Source organism: Prevotella communis (genome assembly GCF_022024175.1).
In the GTDB taxonomy this organism is placed as follows: Bacteria; Bacteroidota; Bacteroidia; order Bacteroidales; family Bacteroidaceae; genus Prevotella; species Prevotella communis.
Window position 1 is genome coordinate 2771865 of record NZ_CP091794.1, and the last position, 25289, is coordinate 2797153.

At 47.4% G+C, this 25289-nt stretch carries 18 protein-coding genes and 2 tRNA genes; 4 read left to right on the top strand and 16 right to left on the bottom strand.

Annotated elements, in window-relative coordinates:
• Positions 1-32 precede the first annotated feature (32 nt).
• A tRNA-Leu gene (locus L6466_RS11230) sits at positions 33-114 on the top strand.
• A gap of 48 nt (positions 115-162) precedes the next feature.
• Here L6466_RS11230 and L6466_RS11235 read toward each other — a convergent pair.
• The 4 genes from L6466_RS11235 to L6466_RS11250 all read right to left on the bottom strand — a co-directional run bounded on the left by L6466_RS11235 (position 163) and on the right by L6466_RS11250 (position 3986).
• The gene (locus tag L6466_RS11235; protein ID WP_176756924.1) at positions 163-849 is read right to left on the bottom strand and encodes an SIMPL domain-containing protein; all 687 of its coding nucleotides are present in this window, start codon (positions 847-849) and stop codon (positions 163-165) included.
• Positions 850-884: 35 nt separating this feature from the next.
• Positions 885-1997, bottom strand: coding sequence for a hypothetical protein (locus tag L6466_RS11240; RefSeq protein WP_237802839.1), 1113 nt, complete (start codon positions 1995-1997; stop codon positions 885-887).
• A 34-nt stretch (positions 1998-2031) separates the two neighbouring features.
• Positions 2032-2793: a heavy-metal-associated domain-containing protein gene (locus L6466_RS11245; RefSeq protein WP_237794966.1), complete on the bottom strand. Its 762-nt coding sequence runs from the start codon at positions 2791-2793 to the stop codon at positions 2032-2034.
• Positions 2794-2972: 179 nt separating this feature from the next.
• Positions 2973-3986, bottom strand: a complete 1014-nt coding sequence (locus L6466_RS11250) for an aspartate-semialdehyde dehydrogenase (RefSeq protein ID WP_091852251.1) — start codon at positions 3984-3986, stop codon at positions 2973-2975.
• 91 nt (positions 3987-4077) lie between these two features.
• On the opposite strand from L6466_RS11250, the gene L6466_RS11255 reads away from it, so the two are divergent.
• From L6466_RS11255 to L6466_RS11265, 3 genes are read left to right on the top strand one after another with little or no spacing between them, the layout of a single operon-like run.
• The gene (locus tag L6466_RS11255) at positions 4078-6225 is read left to right on the top strand and encodes a cation:proton antiporter (RefSeq protein WP_237794956.1); all 2148 of its coding nucleotides are present in this window, start codon (positions 4078-4080) and stop codon (positions 6223-6225) included.
• Between the two features lie 48 nt (positions 6226-6273).
• Positions 6274-6957, top strand: coding sequence for an ABC transporter ATP-binding protein (locus L6466_RS11260; protein WP_091852246.1), 684 nt, complete (start codon positions 6274-6276; stop codon positions 6955-6957).
• A gap of 14 nt (positions 6958-6971) precedes the next feature.
• Positions 6972-7868 carry a CvfB family protein gene (locus L6466_RS11265; RefSeq protein ID WP_091815269.1) on the top strand — a complete coding sequence of 299 codons (897 nt, stop codon included), beginning with the start codon at positions 6972-6974 and terminating at the stop codon, positions 7866-7868.
• Between the two features lie 41 nt (positions 7869-7909).
• Here L6466_RS11265 and asnS read toward each other — a convergent pair whose 3' ends face one another.
• The 12 genes from asnS to L6466_RS11325 form a co-directional block, all read right to left on the bottom strand.
• Positions 7910-9349, bottom strand: coding sequence for an asparagine--tRNA ligase (gene asnS, locus L6466_RS11270; RefSeq protein WP_091815272.1), 1440 nt, complete (start codon positions 9347-9349; stop codon positions 7910-7912).
• Positions 9350-9369: 20 nt separating this feature from the next.
• Positions 9370-10755 (bottom strand): pseudouridine synthase, encoded by a 1386-nt coding sequence (locus L6466_RS11275; RefSeq protein ID WP_091815275.1) that lies wholly within the window; start codon positions 10753-10755, stop codon positions 9370-9372.
• An 81-nt stretch (positions 10756-10836) separates the two neighbouring features.
• Entirely contained in the window at positions 10837-12183 is a 1347-nt protein-coding gene (gene purB / locus L6466_RS11280; protein ID WP_091815279.1) for an adenylosuccinate lyase, read from the bottom strand.
• Positions 12184-12339: 156 nt separating this feature from the next.
• Positions 12340-12414 (bottom strand) — tRNA-Val (locus tag L6466_RS11285).
• 227 nt (positions 12415-12641) lie between these two features.
• Positions 12642-13778, bottom strand: coding sequence for an OmpA family protein (locus L6466_RS11290; protein ID WP_237802838.1), 1137 nt, complete (start codon positions 13776-13778; stop codon positions 12642-12644).
• Between the two features lie 164 nt (positions 13779-13942).
• The gene (mutL, locus tag L6466_RS11295) at positions 13943-15790 is read right to left on the bottom strand and encodes a DNA mismatch repair endonuclease MutL (RefSeq protein WP_237802837.1); all 1848 of its coding nucleotides are present in this window, start codon (positions 15788-15790) and stop codon (positions 13943-13945) included.
• Positions 15787-17442 (bottom strand): OstA-like protein, encoded by a 1656-nt coding sequence (locus L6466_RS11300; RefSeq protein ID WP_091815289.1) that lies wholly within the window; start codon positions 17440-17442, stop codon positions 15787-15789. The genes mutL and L6466_RS11300 overlap by 4 nt, the downstream gene beginning before the upstream one ends.
• Positions 17423-18823 carry a peptidylprolyl isomerase gene (locus tag L6466_RS11305; RefSeq protein ID WP_237802836.1) on the bottom strand — a complete coding sequence of 467 codons (1401 nt, stop codon included), beginning with the start codon at positions 18821-18823 and terminating at the stop codon, positions 17423-17425. Before L6466_RS11305 ends, L6466_RS11300 begins: the two co-directional genes overlap by 20 nt.
• Positions 18823-20241: a peptidylprolyl isomerase gene (locus tag L6466_RS11310; RefSeq protein WP_237802835.1), complete on the bottom strand. Its 1419-nt coding sequence runs from the start codon at positions 20239-20241 to the stop codon at positions 18823-18825. The genes L6466_RS11305 and L6466_RS11310 overlap by 1 nt, the downstream gene beginning before the upstream one ends.
• Positions 20242-20251: 10 nt before the next feature.
• Positions 20252-21733, bottom strand: a complete 1482-nt coding sequence (guaB, locus tag L6466_RS11315) for an IMP dehydrogenase (protein WP_091815299.1) — start codon at positions 21731-21733, stop codon at positions 20252-20254.
• Positions 21734-21893: 160 nt separating this feature from the next.
• A complete protein-coding gene (locus L6466_RS11320; protein ID WP_237802834.1) occupies positions 21894-23408 on the bottom strand; it encodes a TolB family protein in 1515 nt (504 codons plus the stop codon).
• 40 nt (positions 23409-23448) lie between these two features.
• Positions 23449-25224: a DUF6057 family protein gene (locus L6466_RS11325; RefSeq protein ID WP_237802832.1), complete on the bottom strand. Its 1776-nt coding sequence runs from the start codon at positions 25222-25224 to the stop codon at positions 23449-23451.
• Between the last annotated feature and the right edge of the window lie 65 nt (positions 25225-25289).

Consider the following 25289-nt stretch of genomic DNA (forward strand, 5'->3'; position numbering starts at 1 on the left):
AGCCGCAAATACCACAAACACCACGAAAAAAAGCGCCTGTGGCGGAATTGGTAGACGCGCTAGACTTAGGATCTAGTGTCTCGCGACGTGCAGGTTCGAGTCCTGTCAGGCGCACAGAACAAAAAGAAAAAGGAATGTCACGGTGACATTCCTTTTTTCTTATTAGTCGTCGAGCGAGTAAGTAACCGTTGTTACCACACGGATTTTCTTGATATACGGTGTATTCTCATCACGGTTCTCAATTTCAAACTGTCCCTGACCAGCGGTCTGAATCTTTCCAAGTTTCGATTCACTGGCCTCAGCAAACTGCTCGGCCGTCTTCTGTGCATTCTTGATAGCCTCAGACATCATCTCGGGTTTCATCTGCTGGAACGAAGCATACTCATAGTTAGGATAGCTGCTATCGAGTGCCACGCCCTGCTTCAGCAGTTCTGCCTGCTTGAAGATAGCCTTATTCACAGCCTCAACTTTTGTCGTAGCCACCGTAATCGTTGTGTTGACGATATAGCGGAAAGGCTTCTGGTTATCGCCCCACTCACGAGCTTCAAGGTCTGATACAGAGGGCGGGTTCACCGTAATCTCACTTTCCTCCAAACCATTCTGTTTCAGGAAAGCCTTAATCTTACCGGCCTGCACATTGATACGTTCATAGAGCGTAGGCAGATCGTTGCCCGTTTCCTTGGTGCTGATACTCCACGTCACCTTATCTGCAGGCACCTCACGCTCAGCCAGACCCTTTACTGTGACCTTACGGTCTTTGTTGGTGAAATTGTCGATACCGGCCTTCACACACCATCCCATCACCATCACGCCGATGGCCAGGATAATAGATTCTTTTACTCTTCCCATAATATGATTAATTTTTATGGTCTGAAAGTGGTGAGTTATTTCATCACCACTTTCTTACCGTTGACGATATTCAAGCCTTTCTTCAACTTGTTCATACGAACGCCCTGCAAAGAATAGATATCTTCTGCAGACGAAGCCTCTGAAGGAATAGCCGAGATGGCGTTAACTGCATGGTAGTCACTAATCTTATTACCAGCCCACGATATCCATTTCTTGTCTTCAGTTTCCCATGTCCAGTTGCCAAAGAAGTGAGTGTCGGCACCATTGATGGTCAGATAGACCTCGTCTTTCGACTCCAGGTTGACATCAGTTGACTCATCACAGTTGCGCTCGAATCCCACCTTCTCGCCATTAGCAATGAAACGGTAATGATAACGCAATGCGTTATTCTTCATAGGAATGGTATTCACGCCAGCCTTCTCACCACCATTCAGTCCATTACTGTTAATCTGCTCGTAATAGCCAGCAGACAATACAAAATCATAGGTACCATCATAGGCCATCAACACCAAGGCCGTATTCTTATTCATAATATAGGTCTTGTCTGCCTCAGCACCATCATAATAGCCATAGGCTATAGTAGCGCCTTTTGCAGCGTTATAGTTTGAATTCACTCTGGCAGCCACAACATCTTTTGGTACCACATAGCAACTGGCAATATGGAATCCACGATAGCCATTCTTTATCTCCAAAGAAAGGGCACCATGAACTTCTGCTAATGAGAAGTGGGCATCGGTAACTGTTTTCGCCTCATAATCAGAAGCATATTGGGGATTTGCCGAATTTCCATAAGCATGCCCCGTGGTGCCATAGGTCAGACTAATCAGCAGATCCTTAGTATTCGTCAGATCTGTTAAATCCAGCTGTCCTAAGATCTGCCAACTATATGCCACGAATTCACCAGTAGCATCGCCAAAAAGGGCAGCACACTCATCACCACTATTCATCGTCTTTGAACCATCAACACCCAGTCCTTTCAGATCAGCTTTCACCCAGACCGTCTGAGCATTGGCAGTCAGTAACTCTTTCTGCGCATTCAGTTCACTCACAGTGAAGGGATTCTCTTTTGTTCCGTCGCCAGCCATCACGGATGTCGACACAAAAATTGTTGCAGCCACGAAGGCCATCATTCTCTTTGTTAATTTCATTTCTATCGTTTTTTTTTTTCGTTTTTCTGAATCATTATTTCTCGTCACACTCATGGGCAGGCGGCACCACGATATCAATGCCTGCGGCCTTGATGTCGGCAGCAAGTTTATCGGCAGTGGTCTCATCGGTGAAATAGGTCACGGCAAGCGCGTTCTGCCGGCTGTTGACATTGGCATCCTCTACCCCATCCACGATGATAACTTCATCTATCGTAGCCTGATTCACCTGACTGGCAGGGATATTATAATAGGCATAGGCCACCTTTGGACCACTGTAGTAATTCACTGGTGTGAAACCCAGTTCACCCAAAGCCCGACGAATCTCGCCCTTACTGGTACGATTGGCATCATAGCGCACAAAAACATACTGCTTGTCCAGATGAGGAGCCATACTGTCGATGCCAACCATCGTCTGCAGACGCTGACTGATGCGATTATAGCAGTTCTGACAATGCATATCAGCAATACGCAGGCCCATGCCACGAATGATGGTATCATTGGGACTGTAAGAAGAGGCCTTATAACGACCCGTGGCAGCCAGACGAGCTTGAATACTGTCTACGCAGGTCTGCGCACGGTCATAAGCGATAGTAGCCGTACGACGTTCAATATTGAAGGATACACCCTCAATACCAGGCAGTTTCTTCACCACATTCTTCACTTTATGCGCACACTCTTCACAGCGCATTCCCTTGACGCGCACTGTAATAGAGTCAGTCTGCGCCATCAAGTTACTGTTTATCAATAAAAGGAAAGCAATCTGGAAAAGCGTCCTCATAAACGTATTAGTCTTCATATATAAAAATCGTATTAAATTAAAATGCATTCTGCGGCGGCAAAGTTACGAAATCTTTTTCTATTCCACAATACTCAGTATCAAGTATTTCGATTTTATTGTCTTATTTTACCATAAATAAACTGCGTACTCTCCTTGTTTCTGAGAGCACGCAGTTCTATGGAAATAATTGGAAATGCTTACTTCACATTACCAACCTTAATCAGATACTCACCAATCTGGACTGCATTCAGGGCAGCACCCTTACGGATCTGGTCGCCAGAAAGCCAGAAGGTCAGTCCGTTCTCGTCAGAGATATCCTTACGTACACGACCTACATAGACATCATCCTTACCTGCTGTCTCAAGAGGCATGGGGTAAACGAGGTTAGCAGGATCGTCAACCAAAGTACAGCCAGGAGCTGCAGCGATAGCCTTCTGTGCCTCCTCTACACTGAGAGGACGCTCGGTCTCAATCCATACAGACTCAGAGTGAGAGCGCAAAGAAGATACACGAACACATGTAGCCGAGCACTTAGCATCGGTATGCATAATCTTCTGTGTCTCGTTGTACATCTTCATCTCCTCCTTGGTATAGCCATTGGGCTGGAACACGTCAATCTGAGGAATCACGTTATATGCCAACTGATGGGGGAACTTCTTGATGGTCTTCACCTCACCGCCCTCAACGATTTCCTTGTACTGCTGCTGTAATTCAGCCATAGCAGCGGCACCTGCACCTGAAGCACTCTGATAAGAAGAAACATGGATGCGCTTGATGTGGCTGAGGTTCTCCAAAGGCTGCAGTACGACAACCATCATAATCGTTGTGCAGTTAGGATTGGCAATAATGCCACGGGGACGCTTCAGGGCATCCTCTGCATTACACTCGGGCACAACCAAGGGTACGTCATCGTCCATACGGAAAGCGCTTGAGTTGTCAATCATCACACAGCCATACTTGGTGATATCCTCGGCAAACTCCTTACTTGTACCAGCACCGGCAGAGGTGAAGGCGATATCGATGTCCTTAAAGTCATCATTGTGCTGAAGAAGTTTCACTGTCAATTCCTTGCCACGGAAGGTATATTTGGTGCCTGCAGAACGCTCAGAACCAAACAACACCAATTCATCCATCGGGAAATTTCTCTCGTCGAGCAGTCTCAAGAACTCCTGCCCTACTGCGCCTGAGGCGCCAACAATTGCTACTTTCATATCACTCAAGTTTAAAATTGGGTGCAAATTTACAACTTTTCCGCCAATTATGTATCAAATTGACAGAAAATTTTGTACCTTTGCCAACAAAATGGAAGCACAAATCAAGATAGAGCCACTCATACAAGACCCAACCATGATATTTTTCGTGGTGCTGCTCATCATTCTCTTCGCGCCTATCGTGATGAGTAAGTTGCGCATCCCGCATATCATTGGCATGGTACTGGCAGGTGTGCTGATAGGTGAATACGGGTTCAACCTATTGTCACGCGACACGTCGTTTGAGGTTTTCGGACAGGTAGGACTCTATTACATTATGTTCCTTGCCGGTCTTGAGATGGACCTGGAAAGTATCAAGAAAAACTCCAACCGACTGGTCATCTTCGGACTTCTCACTTGTTTTGTACCACTAATCCTGACCTATGTGATGTCAATCAGCATCCTGGGCTATAGCGGACGGGCTTCATTCCTCTTAGGATGTATCATGGCGTCAAACACGCTGGTGGCCTACCCTATCATCGGGCGTTATGGCCTGCAGCGCAACTCCAGCGTAATGCTCAGCGTAGGTTCTTCCATGCTGTCGCTTTTCCTGGCACTGGTCATGTTAGCAGGACTGGTAGGTACATTCAGCGAGGATAGCGGGTGGCTGTTCTGGTTGCTGTTTGTGGCAAAATTTGCCGCCTTCTGTGCAGGCAGCATTCTGATTATCCCCCGTCTGACGCGCTATTTTCTGCGCCGCTATAGTGATGCGGTAATGCAGTATATCTTCGTCATGGCTGTGATGTTCATCAGTGCAGCACTGTCGGCACTCATCGGACTGGAGGGCATCTTTGGTGCTTTCTTCTCCGGATTGATTATCAACAGATACATCCCTCATGTATCACCCTTGATGAATCGTATCGAGTTCATCGGTAATGCCATCTTTATCCCCTATTTCCTGATTGGCGTAGGTATGCTTATCAACCTGCAGTCGTTGGCTGACGGTCTGGAGGTCTGGGGTATCATGTTCCTCATAGCGTTCTTCGGCACATTCGGAAAAGCATTGGCTGCATACATCTCAGCACTGATGTTCCGTCTGACGAAATCGGAGGGAAAAATGATGTTTGGACTGACATCTGCACATGCTGCCGGTGCCATCGCGATGGTGATGGTAGGTCGCAGACTGATGGTTGACGCAAACGTGGCATTGGCTGATGATCATATGCTGAATGGTGTAGTCATCATGATATTGGTCACTTGTATCATCTCAACACTGACTACAGAACGGGCTTCGCAAGAAATAACGGTGAGTAACTACGCTCCACCCTTGCAAGGAGGGGCCGGAGACGGGGCTGCATCTGATGATGAACGTATCATGGTATGCGTGAAATATCCTGAGATTGCACCGCAACTGCTGGAGTTGGCTCTTCTCACCCGCAACCAGAAACTGAAGCGTGAACTCGTAGCTCTCAATGTGGTGTATGACGGCGAGGGCAGCATTCAAGAACGGGAGAAGGGCATTCGGCTTTTGGAAAAACTGCAGCATCAGGCCAGCGCTTCAGAAGTGCAGGTACAGACGCAGGTCAGACTGGCCACTAACATCGCCAACGGCATCAAGCACGCCTTCCGCGAGAGTGGTTGTTCTGAGGTAGTCATGGGTATGCACGTCCATACTGAGGTAAGCAGCAAGTTCTGGGGTGAGTTCATACAGAGTCTCTACAATGGTCTGAACCGTCAGATTCTTCTTATGCGATTCACCCAGCCGCTCAGTACCCTTCGCCAGATTCAGGTAGCCGTACCAAGCAGGGCGGAATATGAGCCTGGCTTCCATCGCTGGCTGGAACGTCTGTGCCGGTTTGCTGGCCAGTTGGATTGTCGCATTCAGTTTCATGGCCGCAATGAATCCATGGAACTGATTCAGCAGTACATCAATAGTCAGCATCCCAACGTACGTGCCAAGTACACCTATATGGCACACTGGAATGAACTGCCTCAACTGGCCAGTCATATCGGTCCCGACAACTTGTTGGTAGTAGTTACAGCCCGTAAGGGAACCATCAGTTACAAGAACGCGCTCGACCGTCTGCCGGATGAGTTGACGAAATATTTCTCGGGTACAAATCTCATGATTATCTTCCCCGACCAGTATGGTAATACGAAGGAAGAGAAGATGAGCTTCACCGAGGCTCAGCACCATGAGGAGAATAGTATCTATGATACATTGCTACGCTGGATACACAAATCCAACAAAGCCCATTAAGCTCATCATCCCCATTAGACCCATTAGACCCATTAGACCCATAATAAAATGATAGACATAAAGAATATAACCAAGAGTTTCGGCTCATTACAGGTGCTAAAAGGCATCGACCTCCATATCGACAAAGGAGAGGTGGTAAGTATTGTAGGCCCCAGCGGTGCCGGAAAGACCACCCTGCTGCAAATCATCGGCACATTGGATAAACCAGATACTGGTTCTGTATGTGTCGATGGCATCGACACCACCGCCCTTTCCCAAAAAGCCCTTGCCGATTTCCGCAATCGTCACTTAGGCTTTGTGTTTCAGTTTCATCAATTGCTGCCTGAATTCACGGCTATCGAGAATATCATGATTCCAGCCTATATCGCTGGCACATCCAATAAGGCTGCCAAGGAGCGTGCTAAGGAACTGCTACAGTTCATGGGACTCACGGATCGTGCAAACCACAAGCCCAACGAGCTCTCCGGTGGTGAGAAGCAGCGTGTAGCCGTAGCCCGCGCCCTGGTGAACAGTCCTGCCGTCATCTTGGCTGACGAGCCCAGTGGTTCTCTTGACACAAAGAACAAGGAGGAGCTGCACCAGCTCTTCTTCGACCTACGTGATAAATTCGGCCAGACCTTCGTCATCGTCACACATGACGAACAACTGGCCACCATCACAGACCGCACGATTCACATGCGTGACGGTCTTCTGGATATACCTGTGGTCAGCGATCTTTCCGCTGACATATAATAAACATCTATTCTATGATAAAACTAGGAGATTACAACACACTTACAGCTATTCGCCGCGCCGACCAGGGCTTTTACCTGGAAGGTGACGAACGTAGCGGCGATATCCTGCTTCCCAACCGTTATGTGCCCGATGGTTTAGCCATCGGAAAAGAAATTGAAGTCTTCGTCTATCTCGACCAGGACGAACGCCTCATTGCCACCACAGAAAAACCTGCCGCCAAGGTGGGCGAGTTTGCCTGTCTGGAAGTAGCATGGATTAACCAATACGGCGCCTTCTTGAAATGGGGACTGATGAAAGACCTCTTCTGTCCTTTCCGTGAGCAGAAACAGCGCATGGAGGTTGGCAAGCATTATATCGTCTTTGTAAAAGAGGATGAAGAGTCGCATCGCCTGATGGCTACCGCAAAAGTGGAGCGTTATTTGGAACCTGCACCTGCCTCGACCAACGCCAGCACATCCAGTACTACTGATACTATACCCGTCGGGTCTGCTGTCGGGTCTCCCCTCAAGCACGGCGACACCTGCGATTGTCTCATCTGGCAGAAAACCGACCTTGGTTTCAAGACCATCATTAATAACCGCTATCAAGGTCAGATATATGACAACCAGATTTTCCAGCCGCTGCACACAGGCGACCGTCTTACGGCTTATATTGACCATGTGCGTCAGGACGGTAAGATTGACGTCACCTTGCAGCCTACCGGTCGTCAACACACGCTCGACTTTGCCGAAGTGCTCCTGCGCTATCTCTACGAGAACGACGGGCACTGCGACTTAGGCGATAAGAGCGATGCCGAACTAATCTACGACCGTTTCAAGGTATCAAAGAAAGCCTACAAAAAAGCCATCGGTGACCTGTATCGCCGACGCCTCATCGTGATAGAGGAAAATGGTATTCGCCTAGCATAAACGAAAAAGCCTCGCCAGTTGGCGAGGCTTTCATATTTAATTTAGAATTCTGCACTCTTCGGTGTACGTGGGAAAGGAATCACGTCACGAATGTTCTGCATACCTGTTACGAACAGGATGAGACGCTCGAAACCGAGACCGAAACCGGCGTGAGGGCAAGAACCCCAACGGCGGGTATCGATGTACCACCAGAGGTGTGTCTGATCCATCTCGCGGCGCTCAATCTCGCCCATCAACTTATCGTAGCTCTCCTCACGAACAGAACCACCAATAATCTCACCAATCTGTGGGAACAGCACGTCGGTACCCTGCATTGTAGGACCAGGAGCAATAGCACCCTTATAACCTACAGAACCACCATCAGTTGTATCCTGATTCTGCTTCATGTAGAATGACTTGAAGGCACGTGGGTAGTCAGTCATGATAACAGGCTTCTTGAAGTGCTCCTCAACGAGGTAGCGCTCGTGCTCAGAAGCAAGGTCATCACCCCAGTTGCAGGGGAACTCAAACTTCTTACCGTTCTTGATAGCCTCCTGCAGGATATTGATACCCTCAGTGTAAGGCAAGCGAACGAAGGTCTCCTTCAGTACGCCCTGCAGACGCTCGATAAGAGTCTTATCAATCATCTTATTGAGGAACTCAAGGTCATCTTTACAGTTATCCAGTGCCCACTTCACACAATACTTGATGAAGTCCTCTTCGAGGTCCATCAGCTCCTCCTGGTCGAGGAAAGCAACCTCAGGCTCTACCATCCAGAACTCAGCCAAGTGACGAGGCGTGTTACTGTTCTCTGCACGGAACGTAGGACCAAAGGTATAGATTGCGCCAAGAGCAGTAGCACCAAGCTCACCTTCCAGCTGACCAGACACCGTCAGAGAGGTCTGCTCACCAAAGAAGTCATCATCATAGATAATCTTTCCCTGTTCGTCCTTCTTCAGGTCATAGAGATTCTTGGTCGTTACCTGGAACATATTTCCTGCACCCTCACAGTCAGAAGCAGTAATCAGAGGTGTATGGAAATAATAGAAGCCATGCTCATGGAAATAGGTATGGATAGCCATTGCCATGTTATGACGGATACGCATCACAGCGCCAAAGGTATTGGTACGCAGACGCATATGGGCATTCTTACGCATAGCCTCAAAGCTCTGACCCTTCTTCTGCATAGGATAGTCATTGCCGCAGAGACCATAAACCACCAGATTGGTAGCCTGAATCTCACTGCTCTGACCTGCGCCCTGGCTCTCCACCAGTGTACCTTCTGCACAGATACAAGCACCTGTCGTGATATCCTTCAACAGTTGCTCATCAAACTTTGTGGGGTCCACCACAATCTGCACGTTATTGATGGTAGAACCATCGTTCAGTGCAATAAAGTCGACAGCCTTGGAAGAGCGGTGCGTACGCACCCAGCCCTTCACACAGACTTCTTTTCCATATTCTGTGCTTTTCAGCACATCTATTACCTTTATTCTTTTCATTGTCAATTATCAATTGTCAATTATTCATATGATCCCATGCGCAGACGGTCAACCTCTTCCTCTGTGAGGTAACGCCAGTCACCGCGACGCAGGTTCTTCTTGGTCAGACCGGCAAACTGTACGCGGTCAAGCTTCAATACCTTATAACCGAAGCTCTCGAAGATACGACGTACGATACGGTTCTTGCCAGAATGGATCTCAATGCCCACCTGCTTTTTGTCCACGGGATCAGCATATTCGATAGCGTCTGCCTTGATCTCGCCGTCATCAAGTGTGATACCCTCTGCAATCTGCTGCAAATCATGAGCAGTTACGTTGCGATCCAGGTACACATGATAGATCTTCTTCTTCAGGAACTTAGGATGAGTCAGCTTAGAAGCCATATCACCATCGTTGGTGAGCAGCAACACGCCAGTGGTATTGCGGTCCAGACGACCAACAGGATAGATACGCTCAGGACAAGCATTCTTCACAAGATCCATCACAGTCTTGCGCTGCTGAGGATCGTCACTGGTGGTCACATAGTCCTTGGGCTTATTAAGCAATACATACACCTTCTTCTCGAGCAATACGGGATCATCGTGGAACTTCACCACATCAGTGCGCATTACCTTGGTTCCCAATTCGGTAACTACCTCACCGTTAACGGTAACCACACCAGCCTGGATGAACTCATCAGCCTCACGACGGCTGCATACACCAGCATTAGCAAGGAACTTATTCAGACGGATAGGCTCCGTAGGATCGTAGTTCTGCTCCTTGTACTCAATACGTTTCTTCATGGAGTACTTTGCATTGGGATCATAATCGGCTGTACGCTGACGGAAGCCACCCTGAGGGCGCTGACCATAACCGCCACGCTGCTGATAACCGCCCTGCTGAGGACGCTGGCCATAACCGCCACGCTGCTGGTAACCACCCTGCTGAGAACGCTGACCATAACCGCCACGCTGCTGATAACCGCCCTGCTGAGGACGCTGGCCATAACCGCCACGCTGCTGGTAGCCACCCTGACGAGACTGATATCCCTGCTGGTCATCACCCTCCTGATTGTAACGAGGACGATAGCCACCCTGCTGGGGGCGCTGCTGGTAACCACCCTGCTGACGAGACTGGTAGCCACCACCATTGTTATTATAGTTATTTGTACGGGGACGATAACTACGCTGAGGTGCCTGACTCTGCAGACCTGCACCAAAGCCTTCTGGACGGAAGCCGCCCTCATCATCCTGACTGTGCTTGTTAAAACTTGGGCGCTCGAAGTTTGAGTTAACTGGGCGCTGACCCGTGTGAATACGTGGACGTGGTGAACGTCCTACCGGGCGATACTCTTTCTGGTAACCCTCACGGCTAGCAGCATTTTCCGTGAACTGCTGTTCGTCTTTCTTTTCGTTTTCAAAATCCATAATTCTCAAAAAATTCTAATGTTCTTAATGTTTCTTTCTCCGTCACACGACGTTAAAATAATGATTATATAAAAAAGTTAGTTAAACTCCAGTATAGTTCCAGGGAGTGATAGCCATCAACTCCTCCTTCACCTCATCACTGACCTCAAGGGTCTGGATGAAATCATGGATGGTCTTCTCATCCATCTTTTTATTAGTACGTGTCAAAGCCTTCAGCGTCTCATAAGGATTAGGATAGGCTTCGCGACGCAGGATAGTCTGAATCGCTTCTGCCACGACTGCCCATGTATTTTCAAGATCCTCGTGCAGTTTATCCTCATTCAGGATCAGCTTACGAAGTCCCTTCAGCGTACTCTGGAAAGCAATGAGCGAGTGTCCCATAGGTACACCGACATTACGCAGTACGGTAGAGTCGGTCAGGTCTCGCTGCAAACGACTTACAGGCAACTTCTGTGCCAGGAATCCCAGCACGGCATTAGCCATACCCAGGTTACCTTCTGAATTCTCATAATCGATGGGGTTCACCTTGTGAGGCATAGCGCTTGAACCTACCTCACCAGCCTTAATCTTCTGCTTGAAGTAATCCATTGAGATGTACATCCAGAAGTCACGATCCAAGTCGATGATGATGGTATTAATACGACGCATAGCATCAAAAATAGCAGCCAGCCAGTCGTAGTTGGAAATCTGTGTAGTATACTGCTCACGCTCCAATCCCAGTTTCTCGCTTACAAAACGATTACCGAACTCACGCCAGTCGTACTGGGGATAAGCCACATGGTGTGCATTGTAGTTACCTGTAGCACCGCCGAACTTTGCCGTCACGGGCACTTCCTTCAACGAGCGCAACTGTTCCTCAAGACGATAAACATAAACCATAATCTCCTTACCCAGGCGAGTAGGAGAAGCAGGCTGTCCATGCGTCTTGGCCAACATAGCCACACCTTTCCATTCCTCAGCATAGTCGTGCAACTGCTCAATGAGCTCTTCCAACAGGGGTACATAAACCTGCTCAATAGCTTCCTTAACAGAAAGGGGCACACTGGTATTGTTGATATCCTGAGAAGTTAAACCAAAATGAATGAACTCCTTGTATTTCTCAAAGCCGCCCATCTTATCCAGGCATTCTTTGATAAAATACTCCACAGCCTTTACATCATGGTTAGTAATCGCCTCAATATCCTTTACGCGCTGCGCATCTGCAGGCGTAAACTGGCGATAGATGTCACGCATGGCTTCAAATCGGTCATGATTGAAATCCTGAAGTTGGGGCAAGGGTAACTCGCAGAGTGCAATAAAATATTCAATCTCTACACGCACACGGTATCTCACCAACGCATACTCTGAAAAATACTCACTCAGCGGCTCTGTCTTCCCGCGATAGCGACCATCTATAGGCGAGATGGCCGTCAATAAGTTTAGTTCCATTTTTACTATCTAGATAATATACTCTTCAATTGAGGTTGCAAAGTTACAAAAAAGTTGAGAATTAAGAGTTAAGATTTAAAAGTTTTTTAGCGCAACAGATGTTTTTATGTTTTTTAAACAGAAAAAGGTTCTGAATTTCTTCAGAACCTTTTCTTGTGGGCGTTGACGGATTCGAACCGCCGACCCTCTGCTTGTAAGGCAGATGCTCTAAACCAACTGAGCTAAACGCCCTTTTTTGAACCGTTGTAACTTTGAGTGTTATCTTGTTCTTTTAAGCGAGTGCAAAGGTACGGACTTTTTTTGAAACCACCAAATATTTTTCGAACTTTTTTCAAATTTTCTCGAAAAAATTGCAGAAAGGGCTTATTTAGCCCCAAAAAAGGGGGGTAAAAGGGCAAAAAAAAAGACCGGTAAGCAAAAACTCACCGGTCATTTATTAATTTCGTTTTTAAGATCAATTACTTAATCTCAACAGTAGCACGACGGTTGTAAGAGATAGGAGTCAGGTCAGCAACGCCACCCTTAGCAACAATCTCAATGTTGTCACGGCTTACACCCATCTTAACCAACTCGTTAGCAACAGCCTCAGCACGCTTCTGGCTCAGCTTCTGGTTGTAAGAAGCGCTACCAGTCTTGCTATCAGCATAACCAGTTACAACGAACTTAGCATCCTTGTTAGTCTCAGTCATAGCCTTCACGTTCTGCAGATCCTTGCGAGAAGCGATCTTAGACTTACCAATGTTGAAGAATACAGATACAGGAGCTGTAGCAACTTCCTTCACAGTAACAGTCTTAGCCTCGGGGCACTTGTGGTTCTTGATCAGGTTGTTCAGACGATCGTTCTCAGCATTTGCATCAGCGAGCTGTGCATTGAGAGCGTCGAGCTGGCTCTGATGAAGAGCGTTGATAGCGTCAACATCGGGAACCTTGTTCCAAGTAGCCTTACCCAGATTGTAGGTCAAACCGATTTCGAGGTTCAGGTCACGATCCTTAGACTTGGGAGAACGTGTGCTTGCGTTTGCAATTGCATTACCGTCGAAGTCAGGCTCATGCATACCGAATGACAGATCGAGGTTCAGAGCGAACTTACGGCTCAGGCGGAATTCGTTCAGCAAACCAGCCTGCAGACCCATAGCATAAGAATTGTAAGTCATGTTACGACCAATACCACCACCAAGATAAGGAATGAAATTCCAAACACGGTCAGGATTGTAACCACACAGCATATTGCTCAAGTTGAACAATACCTGCTCGTTAGCCTGCCAGTACTTGCTAGCATTTGCCTTCTTGTCATCACCGTTTACAGTGCGACCCCAAACGCCGTTAACCTTTGTACGGAGACCGAGACCTGGAGTAAACCATTTACCGATAGCCACAGAAGCACCCAGGTTGTTACGGAAACCCTTCAGAGGGCTATTAGAAAGATTAAGATTATTTTCCTGGCTGCTATAGAAAGCAGTTCCAGCAACATTAGCCTGAATGAACCAGTTGCTCCAGAAAGAATTGGTAGCAACACTGTACTTTTCAGTTGTTTCCTGTGCCATTCCAGCAACAGATACGCTAGCAAGAGCCAGCACCATTAAAAACTTTTTCATACAATTTTTAATTTATAAATGAAAATTTAAATTCAAATTTGCTGCAAAAGTAGAAATTTTTTTTATAACCTCCAACAAAAATAGCAAAGAAAATGCATTTTATGTATAAAAAAAGTTCAAAAAAAGCCTTTTTCGTCGATTTTTGGGGAGTTTTTTCAAAATTATCATCCTAGAGATGCCTCTATTTCCTTTTGGGGCAATATATAGAGGATTGAGCGCCCATCTGGTGTATAGTTCACATTGGAACAAGAAAATAGATCATTCACCAGCAACTCCATCTCCTCATTACTCAACACCTGCCCTTGAGGAATAGCCGCATGTCGGGCCAGACTCAAAGCCAAAGCAGAATGTATTTCCTCCACATCACTACATCCCTTCTCTATGGCATCTGCCACCACCTGTCGTATCAGCCGGTCTGGACTAAGTCCCTCCAGTCCTGCCGGAATACCATTAATGACGTAGCTTCCACCTCCCAGAGAGTTGATATCAAACCCCATCGTCAACAAATCAGGCATAAACTTATCAACCATCACACTATCAGCCATGGAGAACTCCATAACCTCAGGAAACAGGACACGCTGTGTATTGGCTGTTTTCTGGCGGAACTGCTCCATATAACGCTCGTAACGTATACGGATATCAGCGCGCTGCTGGTCAATAATCATAAGACCAGACTTCACTGCCGTCATGATATAGCATCCCTTGAACTGGTAATGAACAGGAGATTTCTCTGAAATAAGTGTTTCACGTTCTTGTGCGGGTTCCTCTACTGGAAAGAGGTTCTCCTCTGCATAAGAAGGAATCTCCCTTGGCTCATATAGTTTCTCCCAGTCCTTCGCCACGCCACCTTCACGATAGAATGACGGTTCCCTGTATGATGAAGAGTTAGCAGAAGACTGTTTCTCGAAAGGATTAAAGTTGGGATTATACGAAACTTTAGGCAGTTCTATCGAGTCACGCTGCGGATCAAACACAGGGATATCCGGTTTACCCTCCGTATCAAAGTCAATAGTAGGCACATCACAGAATTTGCCGATAGCATCTTTCACGCCAGCCTGCAGAATCTGCCAGATACTCTGTTCGTTCTCAAACTTAATCTCTGTTTTCGTAGGATGGATATTCACATCGATATCAGCAGGATCCACTTCGAAATAGATAAAGTACGGCACTTGCATACCCACGGGCACCAATCGTTCGAAGGCGCCACATACCGCTTTATGGAAATAGGCATGTTTCATATAACGGCCGTTGACAAAGAAGTACTCATAACCAGCCTTCTTACGGGCTGCCTCTGGTTTTCCTACAAATCCAGAGATACGGCATAGTGACGTATCGACCTCTACAGGCAACAAGTCATGACTGGTCTTTTTGCCAAACACATCAGCAATACGCTGACGCAGATGACACGCCCTCAGGTTCATCAGTTCCTGTCCATTGCTGTACAGAATAAAATGGATATCCGGATATACCAGTACAATACGTTCGAAAGCCGTCAGGATATTATTCAGTTCCGTAGCGTTCGTCTTCAGGAATTTCCTTCGTGCCGGAACATTGAAGAACAAGTTCTCAACTTTGAAATTACAGCCGACAGGACATGCTACCGGTTCCTGGCTCACCACCTTTGAACCCTGCAGAGTCAGATGCGTTCCAATATCCTCGCCTGCCATACGTGTAGTCAACTCCACCACCGACACTGCGGCAATAGAAGGAAGAGCCTCACCACGGAAGCCCATCGTATGAAGCGCAAAGAGATCATCAGCCTGCCGGATCTTCGATGTCGCATGTCGTTCGAAAGCCAAACGGGCATCCGTCTCCGACATACCACAGCCATCATCAATGACCTGAATAGACGTACGTCCTGCATCAACGACCAGCACACGAATCGTCTTTGCCCCAGCATCCACAGCATTCTCTACCAGCTCCTTTATTACAGAAGCGGGTCGCTGGATTACCTCACCGGCAGCAATCTGGTTTGCCACCGAATCCGGCAGTAGTTGTATCACATCACTCATAATGCTAATGTTTTCTTTTCCTGGGTCATTTCACCTTTGCGTCGAGTAGGTCTGATTTCCGTTCCCGGTTTCTTCGGGCGCCAATCAAAGATATCATCTTTTGACATAGGCCTCACATAGTCAAACCAGTTGAAGCCTTCAAGGAACCGTTTCTCTGGTGGTATCTGCGTCATCGGATACATAATACCGTTAGCTTTGGGCGTCCATATACTGCTTAGTTTCTTCTTTTCCATGATAAGACGCATCTTCGATGTTTCCATTCTGACGAGTCCCTCATAGGTACTATCCGACTCATTCACCGGATAATAAGCCACCAGCACATTATCGACAGCCTGTCCCTCGTGCATTTCTCCATTTTGGAAGAAAGCAAACATCTCATTCGACGACACCTGGTTATACATCTTATCCTCCGGCAGTTTCTCTATGGAGAATGCCTGGTTGATAACATGTGCCCTATCCACGACAGAGTCCTTCATAAAGACCTGCACCATCTCGCCCAGCAACTGCTGATTGACATTCCAGAGGATAGGATCGGTGTACATCGTCATACAAGAGTCCTTTGAATTATACACCAGAGAGTCACAGACGGCCTGTATATCAATACGGTACGCGCGTACCTTATTATAACCATGCATCACACGATACACAGAATCAGTATCAATGTTATACGTAAACACCTTGAAAGTATCGGCATGCATGTAAAGCGTATCTTTCTGGGAATACTCCAGCGCCACCACACTATCCGTAGACATAGCATAGCCATTCAAGTCATCATAATAGCCATAGTTACAGCGCATGCCATTCTTATTCACTGAATCATTATAGATGACTTTCCTGAAAGCCTCGCTGACACCTGTGATACCATCATACCAGATACTGTCGGCCACAATAGTACGTCCTTCATTCCGCACCCTCGACCTGTTCAACAGCTCCGCTTGTTTCTTTGCTGTGTTATAATACCCCAGTTCCGAGTAGATATGACTCTTACCAGAGACGATATCCGACGGTCCAACGATATTAGCCAGCTTGCTTCGCGTGTTATACACCAGCGTATCAGTGGTCAGCGTAGAGTTACCATCCACCAGTTTGACCTTATCCATAAAGAAAGCATCCTTCGAATCAGTATGATATTCCCCATGCCAGGAAGTCAGCGTAGCCGTCTTATCCACAATTTTTCCGCCTTCATCATAATAGCCCATATTATCATTACGGTCGAAATAAAGCGTATCGGTATAAAGCGTTGTAGCCCGGTTACGGAGCACCACCTGCTTGCCACTGTCAAAGACCTTTGCGACCAGCAGTTTATTGTCACCGTCATAAAAGCCATAGTCACCAGTCAGCGAGAGGGTATCCCCCTGCACCATCTTCACATGCCCCCAGGCTTCAAAAGAATTACTTTGCTCAAAATAGTTGGCACTGTCGCAATACAGGTGGGCACCGTCATGCTCAAACTCCACCTGTCCGCGCAGCACCTGAGCATTATTATTCTTCCAAATATCAAAAAACAACTCATCGGCATGTACCAGGTACACCCTACTCTTCTCCGTTTTCTTCTTTGGAGTTGACGACGCTGCGCCATACACGACAAGGCATAGCGCACACAGAAGCACCAAACTGATGCTTCTGCGACTCTTACCTAATCCAACCTTCATATTCAAACTTGCAGTTGCGATAGTCATCACTGACGTGCACGTAGGTATTCTTTATCTTATTGACCACCCAGTCGTGCAACACCTTTTCGCGCCTTTTTTCCATCACGATATCCTTCATCACCTGGAAGTCCTCCGTGATAGTAGCCTTGTGTCCTTCCGTTCGGCTTTTCAACTTAGCGATGACACATACCGTCTTTCCCTGATCATTAATCATCGAGAACGCTTTCGACACATCACCCACCTGCATGCCATCCACGACACGTGCCACTTCAGAAGGCAGATCCTGCATCTGGAAGCGTGAGGTCTGTCCACGTTCCGAACGGTTAAACATCAAACCGCGGTTATTACGTGTATCCTTATCGTCAGAGAAAATCGTTGCAGCATCCTCGAAATTGAAGGTTCCTACATACAAGCCCTCCAATTGTTTGGGAGTCTCGCCATTACGGATATAATCCGCTATCGTATCAAGGAAGGCGATAGACGCATTGACAGCCGAATCCGAGACAACTGGTTTACGTAAGATATGACGAACCTTGATCTTATCGCCACGCTTATCAACCAACTGAATGATATGGAAACCGAATTCCGACTCCACTATCTTCGAAATCTTCTTAGGATCGGTCAGGTTAAAGGCCACTGCAGCAAAGGCAGGGTCAAGCATACCACGCCCCGTATAATCCAGTTCACCACCAGCACGACGCGAGCCGGGATCCTCAGAATACAGACGTGCCAATGTCTGGAAAGACGTCTCACCTTTATTGATACGATCCGTATAGTCACGCAGTTCATCCTTCACGCGGTTAATCTCCTCTATGGAGATTCGTGGCGTATTGGCAATAATCTGCACTTCCACCTCCGTGGGAACAAAAGGCACACTGTCAGCAGGCAACTCTCTAAAATAGCGACGCACCTCGGCAGGAGTCACATTGATATCCTTCACCAGTTTCTCCTTCATGCGCTGAATCAGCATCTGATCACGCAAGTCATCATGCATAGACTGACGTATCTGACTAAGACTCTGCTTTTTGTACTCCTCCAGTTTCTCGCGGGAGCCAGTCTGCTGAATCATATAATCAATACGCTGTTCTATATTAGAAGCGATCTCATTCTCAGTCACAGAGATACTGTCAATAGCTGCCTGATGCAGGAACAGTTTCTGTACAGCCAACTGTTCTGGGATAGCACAGTCAGGATCACCATTCCAGCGGATGCCCTCCATAGCAGCCTGGATACGAGTTACCTCCACCTCACTCTTTAAGATGGCCTCATCACCTACGACCCAGATGACCTCATCGACAACCGAGCCAATGCTGTCACGCTTATCGGCATAGGCCGAAGCAACAGCTACCAGCGACAGGAGTATAACAAAATATTTTTTCATCAATGCTTATTGACTGTTTTCAACACCTCTTCCTTGACTTCAAAAGCATATCTCTTACGCAGTTGAGCCACCCATTCCTTTTCCAGTGCCTCCTGATAATCAGCCACCACAAGACCACGCACATCGGTGTAGTCCTCCGGACCTTTCTTCAGCACCTTTCCATAAACAGCATCAAAGGGATAATCCTTCACCTTTGTCACAGTGGTATCCTTCTTAAACACCGCACTATCTACAAGCGCATTATCACCCTGTTTGAAGATACCTTTCTCTACACGGATACGAATCACAGAGTCAGCATTAAAGGTGGTACGCAGCGCCTCAGCCCACTTATCAAAAGGCAGTTTCTTCACGCAGTCAGCCACAGCTTTCACATCTTCCTTCACCTTCACATGATAAGCCATACCCTTGTAGCGAGGCTTGTCCCATGCATATTTCTTCTTATTCTTCTTGAAGAAACTAGCCAGTCCGGCCTCATCCTTAGCAGCCTTATCCCAAACCAGGTTATTGCTGATTTCATAAAGCAGCAGTCCGTCGTGATACTCCTGAATCAGGTATTTCATCTCCATATCCTGAGCCGACAGTTCTGCAGCCTTCTCATCCAGAAGCTCAGCTTCCGACTTATTCGTGCTCTTCACCAGTTCTCCAATCTTCTGCTCAGCAATCTGATCACGCATATTGCGCTGTTCGATGAACTTCAGAATGGCATCATGATGGAATTCGAAAGGCTCCAGCATCTTACGCTCCTTCATCAGGATGATGTGGTAGCCATAAGGTGACTGTACGATACCCGACATCTCACCTGGCTGCAAAGCATAAGCAGCATCTTCAAACTCCTTTACCAGCTGACCATGCTGTACAAAAGGCAGCAGACCACCCTGACGGGCAGAACCCGGGTCTTGTGACACCTTCTTAGCCAGTTCTGCAAAGTCAGCGCCATCTTTCAGAGCCTTATACACAGAGTCGATACGCACCTTGGCAGCATCCCACTCCGCCTGCGGTGCCTGTTGGTTGGCACGCAACAGGATATGGGCACACTGAATCAGTCCGTCTGGACCAATCTGCTCTACTGTCTGGTCGTAAATCTTACGAGCCTCTTTCTCGACATCAGCATCAGTCACAAAAGCGGGGCGTACCTGCTGGTTACGATACTGTGCAAACTCGTCCTTGAACGACTGCAGCGTATCATACTTTGCGTCAAGAGCAGCACAGACCTTCAATTTATAATTTATAAAGAGGTCCACATACTCCTCGATATTCTTCTTATCGATAACGCCCTCGGAGTTATTCTTGTTATACGAATATTCGAATTCCGAACGAAGCACAGGCTCTCCGTTCACAATCATGATTACAGGATCATCCGTCTGTGCACTCACAGAGGCACAAGCCAACAATCCGGCAAAAAGCATTTTCAGTTTCATATTTTTAGTTTCAATCGTTTGGTCTTGAATAGTTGGGAGCCTCGCTCGTGATAGTAATATCATGAGGATGACTCTCCATCACACCTGCATTTGTAATACGAGTGAATTTAGCGTCATGCAGCTTTTCGATAGAAGCGGCACCACAGTAACCCATACCTGAACGCAAGCCACCGGTCAACTGATAGATAACCTCCTGCACCGTTCCTTTGTAAGGCACACGACCGGCGATACCCTCTGGCACCAGTTTCTTCACATCCTTTGTATCAGCCTGGAAGTAGCGGTCCTTTGAACCGTGTTCCATAGCCTCAAGAGAACCCATGCCACGATAGCTCTTGAACTTACGGCCGTTATAGATAATGGTATCACCAGGACTCTCCTCGGTACCTGCCACCAGTGAACCAATCATGACGCATGAGCCACCTGCTGCCAATGCCTTGACAATATCACCAGAATAGCGCAAGCCACCATCAGCGATAAGGGGCACACCAGTACCCTTCAGGGCAGAGTATACATCATACACGGCGCTCAGCTGAGGTACACCGACACCAGCTACCACACGTGTTGTGCAGATAGAGCCCGGACCGATACCTACCTTCACTGCGTCTGCGCCATTCTCTACGAGCATACGGGCTGCAGCACCAGTAGCAATATTGCCTACTACGATGTCAATATCCTTAAAGGCATTCTTTGCTTCCTTCAACTTGTCAATCACACCCTTTGAGTGACCGTGAGCCGTATCGATGACAATCGCATCAGCACCAGCGTTCACCAGAGCCTGCATACGGTCCAGCGTATCCACAGTAACGCCGACACCGGCAGCTACACGCAGACGTCCCTTCTCATCCTTACAAGCCATGGGCTTATCCTTTGCCTTGGTAATATCCTTATAGGTAATCAGACCTACTAGGCGGTTATCCTTGTCCACAACGGGCAGTTTCTCAATCTTATTCTCCTGCAGAATCTTTGCAGCAGCAGCCAGGTCCGTCTGCTGATGTGTGGTCACCAGGTTCTCCTTTGACATCACATCATCCACGGGACGATCCAGACGACGTTCAAAACGCAGGTCACGGTTGGTCACGATACCTACCAGGTGATTATCCTCATCAACTACTGGGATACCACCAATATGATATTCTGCCATAATATCCAGAGCCTGTCCTACGGTAGAACCACGACGAATCGTTACGGGGTCATAGATCATACCATTCTCTGCACGCTTTACAATAGCCACTTCACGTGCCTGGTTCTCTATCGACATATTCTTATGAATCACGCCGATACCACCTTCACGGGCAATTGCAATTGCCATCTGGCTCTCTGTAACGGTGTCCATAGCAGCCGTCACAAAGGGGACATTCAACACGATGTTACGAGAGAAGCGTGTCTGCAACTCTACCGTTTTTGGCAATACTTCTGAATAAGCGGGAATCAACAGGACGTCGTCGAAAGTGAGGCCGTCCATCACAATCTTATCTGCAATAAATGATGACATAATTTTGGTACCTTAAATTTTTATTGCGTGCAAAGATACTCATTTTTTCCGACATAGCGAGTATTTTGCGACCTTTTTCTTGCATAATTTAACTTTCGCAAGTGCCATTTAACAGAGGACCGGCAGGAGTTCCCAGAGTGCGGAGGCAACAGGCAACAGGCTATTGCAGTCGTTGCACGTATTTCACGGGCTCTCCCTCACCCTTCAAGATATCCGCAAAGGTGTGCGGGTCAATATTCACAGGACCATACATAAACTCCGGGATATTATAACTGCGCAACAGCTGTCTGTGGTAGTCGGGATCTTCCTGAGGCAACTCAAAAGGCTTCCCCCACTTACCGTCCTTACTCATGTGTGCAATGAAAGGTCGCGTAAAGGTACCGTCATCCCTACGACTGCTAAACACCAGCCATCGGCCGTTGCTCGACCATGAATGGTAACTCTCCGTATCATCACTATTGATCCCTTTTATCGGATGAGCGGTTGCCAATTGTCCACTATTCACCTTTTCCCTTAAATCCATTATCCACAGGTCGGCCTCATGATGCCAGATATGGAAGTAGCCATATTCCGACATGGTGAAGACCAGCCATCGGCCATCAGGTGAGATACGTGGCAGTACCGCACTCATTCCCAGCGAGTCAGCAGCAAACACCAGTTCCCGCGGACCAAACTGTTTTGTCTCCGGATCAAAACGCTTCTTATAGATATTGTATTTCAGTTCCCCGCAACGGCTCACCAGTTCTGTTGCGTCCGACACCTGATAATTCTTCCGTTCGTAGTGGGCACTACAGTAATACAGTGTCTTACCGTCGGGAGCCCACGCCGGGAACACCTCAAACTCTGTCGTATCATTCTCCAAATTAGTAACCTCACCCTTGTCTATATCATAGGCGATGATATCACTTTCCAAATCATACACCTCAATCTTATTCGGGTCGGTGGTATGAAAACTCTGATGGGTCTTGTCTGTAGAATACACGATTAGCTTCAGCCAGGGATGCCAGGCAGGATAGACACCAGCCGAGAGGATGGAGTCGTTCTTCATATTCACCTTCTTAATCTTCCCATCGTAAGCAATAATCGTACCGCCATTCTTCTGACGGGCATGGAATTGCATCCTCTCCGGGTTGTATTGCTGATAGTGATGACAATTGATACACTGTCCCTCTACCTCGAAGCTGCACAACATATTATCATATATCACACTCTCGTCGTAGTTTTCCAGGCAACGCTGATTGATGGTCAGCGCCTCATAACTTACAAACGAGGCAGGTATCAGTCGGTAACTCAGATATGCATCAATACTATCACCAGCCACATGGATTTCAAACGGCTTGTGATGTATCCACTGGTCATCATGCTTCACATACACGTCCACACTGATATCACTACCCTGCTCCACCAGCCTGCGCCACTCTCCGATTGAGGGTTGCATCTTATCTTCACATACCACTTCCACATTTCCCGCCTTATAACGGGCAATCATGCCGTCGGCCTCATCATCATCCAGTTCAAAGGCCAGCGGAGCAATGTTCACCGGTATCGTCACATCCACGTAGTCAGGATAAATCCTTGGCAACTCTTCACTCTCTGTGAACACCTCAGGCACACTGGGACCACAAGAGAAGAGTAAAAAAGTAAAAAGGTAAAAAGGTAAAAAATATCTCTTCATAACTTTCAAATCTCAAATCTCAAATCTCAAACCTCAAATCTCAATATTCCGGCAACTGCCTCATCAGGTAATAATCATAGAAATACGTATGCCGGTACGCCTGCAGCGCACTACGTGCCACATCCACATCAGCATTATCATAACGCTCGGCAGCCATCGCAAAACTATTAAACGACTGTCTGATACTATCATCAAAAGGCATACGGTCCACGCCCTCTCGTCCTTCTATCATACAATAAAGGTAGGCCGCCTCCTGATAATAGCGTGGAATACGGGCCTTGGGATGCAATCTCACATAATCATTGAAGTGATACCAGAAGTTATTGATATCCTTTGTCCATAATGAGGCCAGCAGCGTCTGCTCTTGGAAATAGACATCCGTCGTATCCGTACATTCATCCAGGCGACTCATCAGGAAACTTTCAATATTTCCCTGGTCACCACTCAACACATTCTCATAATGCATCATTCGTTTCACCGACTGCAGTTCGGGCAATGACGGTGCCTTCCCGGCCCACTCCCCATAGAAAGTGGTATGCTTCAGCAGTCTCAGGTATTTACGTGCCTGTTGCTGTTCGTTACGCAGCAGCGCACATTTTGCCAGCATTTTCAGGTTTTCCACCCGCCAGCCGAACTCCACGCCCATTTCCGTGCTCAGGCGTGAACTATAGTTCAGCATACCATATTGATAATACATCAAAGGTCCTGCCACCAGCATCAAGCGCATGCCAAAAGGTGCCGCATACGCTTTCGAGCCGTTTTCATAGGTGTACATATCCTCGCCCTGACGTCCCAACCGGCTCAGAGCCAGGTTTCTCATCATGACGATGGCACGCGTCGGTTCGTTCTGCTGCTTAGCAGCCTCTTTCAGTACGCCGTTCCAGTCATTCTGCTCTATGCAGCGCTGCATCCTCAGTTCATGATGATAGTTCTCATCCCTGAACCAGGACAGCGCCACACCAACAACCAAAGCCACCAGCACGACGCCTTGTATGAGGATGCTCTTCAGCAGCTTCACCTGCCTCAGAGGCACCAATGCCATCACCACGAAGAACAGCGCCAACAGATAATAAGGTATATAATAAGCATGATGCTCCTCCGAAACATAATACAAAGGAAGTCCTGCGTAATAAATATTGGCCAGATTTATCTGATGATAGAGTTGTCTATAGCACATCAGGGGCACCGTGACAACAATCAATAGTGCCATCACGATATAGCCGACCTTTCTCCGTAACGACCACCGTTCCAATCGCCATGACCAGATACCCATCAGCAAGACAGCCGCTAGTCCGTAGATACCAAAAAGCGGATATCCCAGAGCACACGTGATTATCATCGTCATCACGCGGAAACTGAAATGCCAAGGCTGAACCCTGAAAAACCACAGCATCAGCATCACCGCGATAGTGCCAAGGGTTGCCACGAACACATGTCCCTGCAATTTCAGCATATACACCCAGTAGCCCATATCCACGATGGTAATCAATAAGAGTCCCACAGGTATCAGAGCCAATGCGCTCCACTGTACAGGCAACTGGAAAATGCGCATTACCAACCACATCAGCAACAACCATAATACACACAACAGCATCACTCCCATCCACGGGTAGTAGAAATACTGCGTCAGATACGTACCCAACCACGACAGCAGGCCGCCAGGCACCACCATCCTCTCCTTAAAGAACAAGGAAGTATCCAGGAAAAGGTTCTGTTCTTGCAACTTCCACAGGAAATCATTCTCCAGCCATAGCAATACGCCAGCTATCACGAGAAGCATCGCCCCCCATAGTGTCAAAGGTAAGTATCTCTTCATTTTTTTAGGTTTACTGAATGCAAAGATACATTATTTTTTATATAACGCCAAAAAACAAAGAAAAA

Bases quoted from the DNA above. Each gene is read 5' to 3' on its own strand.
- L6466_RS11310 (WP_237802835.1), bottom strand. From the start codon at position 20,241: ATGAAACTGAAAATGCTTTTTGCCGGATTGTTGGCTTGTGCCTCTGTG.
- L6466_RS11235 (WP_176756924.1), bottom strand. From the start codon at position 849: ATGGGAAGAGTAAAAGAATCTATTATCCTGGCCATCGGCGTGATGGTG.
- L6466_RS11260 (WP_091852246.1), top strand. From the start codon at position 6,274: ATGATAGACATAAAGAATATAACCAAGAGTTTCGGCTCATTACAGGTG.
- purB (WP_091815279.1), bottom strand. From the start codon at position 12,183: ATGGAACTAAACTTATTGACGGCCATCTCGCCTATAGATGGTCGCTAT.
- L6466_RS11325 (WP_237802832.1), bottom strand. From the start codon at position 25,224: ATGAAGAGATACTTACCTTTGACACTATGGGGGGCGATGCTTCTCGTG.
- L6466_RS11245 (WP_237794966.1), bottom strand. From the start codon at position 2,793: ATGAAGACTAATACGTTTATGAGGACGCTTTTCCAGATTGCTTTCCTT.
- L6466_RS11255 (WP_237794956.1), top strand. From the start codon at position 4,078: ATGGAAGCACAAATCAAGATAGAGCCACTCATACAAGACCCAACCATG.
- L6466_RS11275 (WP_091815275.1), bottom strand. From the start codon at position 10,755: ATGGATTTTGAAAACGAAAAGAAAGACGAACAGCAGTTCACGGAAAAT.
- L6466_RS11250 (WP_091852251.1), bottom strand. From the start codon at position 3,986: ATGAAAGTAGCAATTGTTGGCGCCTCAGGCGCAGTAGGGCAGGAGTTC.
- L6466_RS11290 (WP_237802838.1), bottom strand. From the start codon at position 13,778: ATGAAAAAGTTTTTAATGGTGCTGGCTCTTGCTAGCGTATCTGTTGCT.
- asnS (WP_091815272.1), bottom strand. From the start codon at position 9,349: ATGAAAAGAATAAAGGTAATAGATGTGCTGAAAAGCACAGAATATGGA.
- L6466_RS11265 (WP_091815269.1), top strand. From the start codon at position 6,972: ATGATAAAACTAGGAGATTACAACACACTTACAGCTATTCGCCGCGCC.
- L6466_RS11305 (WP_237802836.1), bottom strand. From the start codon at position 18,823: ATGAAAAAATATTTTGTTATACTCCTGTCGCTGGTAGCTGTTGCTTCG.
- mutL (WP_237802837.1), bottom strand. From the start codon at position 15,790: ATGAGTGATGTGATACAACTACTGCCGGATTCGGTGGCAAACCAGATT.
- L6466_RS11320 (WP_237802834.1), bottom strand. From the start codon at position 23,408: ATGAAGAGATATTTTTTACCTTTTTACCTTTTTACTTTTTTACTCTTC.
- L6466_RS11240 (WP_237802839.1), bottom strand. From the start codon at position 1,997: ATGAAATTAACAAAGAGAATGATGGCCTTCGTGGCTGCAACAATTTTT.
- guaB (WP_091815299.1), bottom strand. From the start codon at position 21,733: ATGTCATCATTTATTGCAGATAAGATTGTGATGGACGGCCTCACTTTC.
- L6466_RS11300 (WP_091815289.1), bottom strand. From the start codon at position 17,442: ATGAAGGTTGGATTAGGTAAGAGTCGCAGAAGCATCAGTTTGGTGCTT.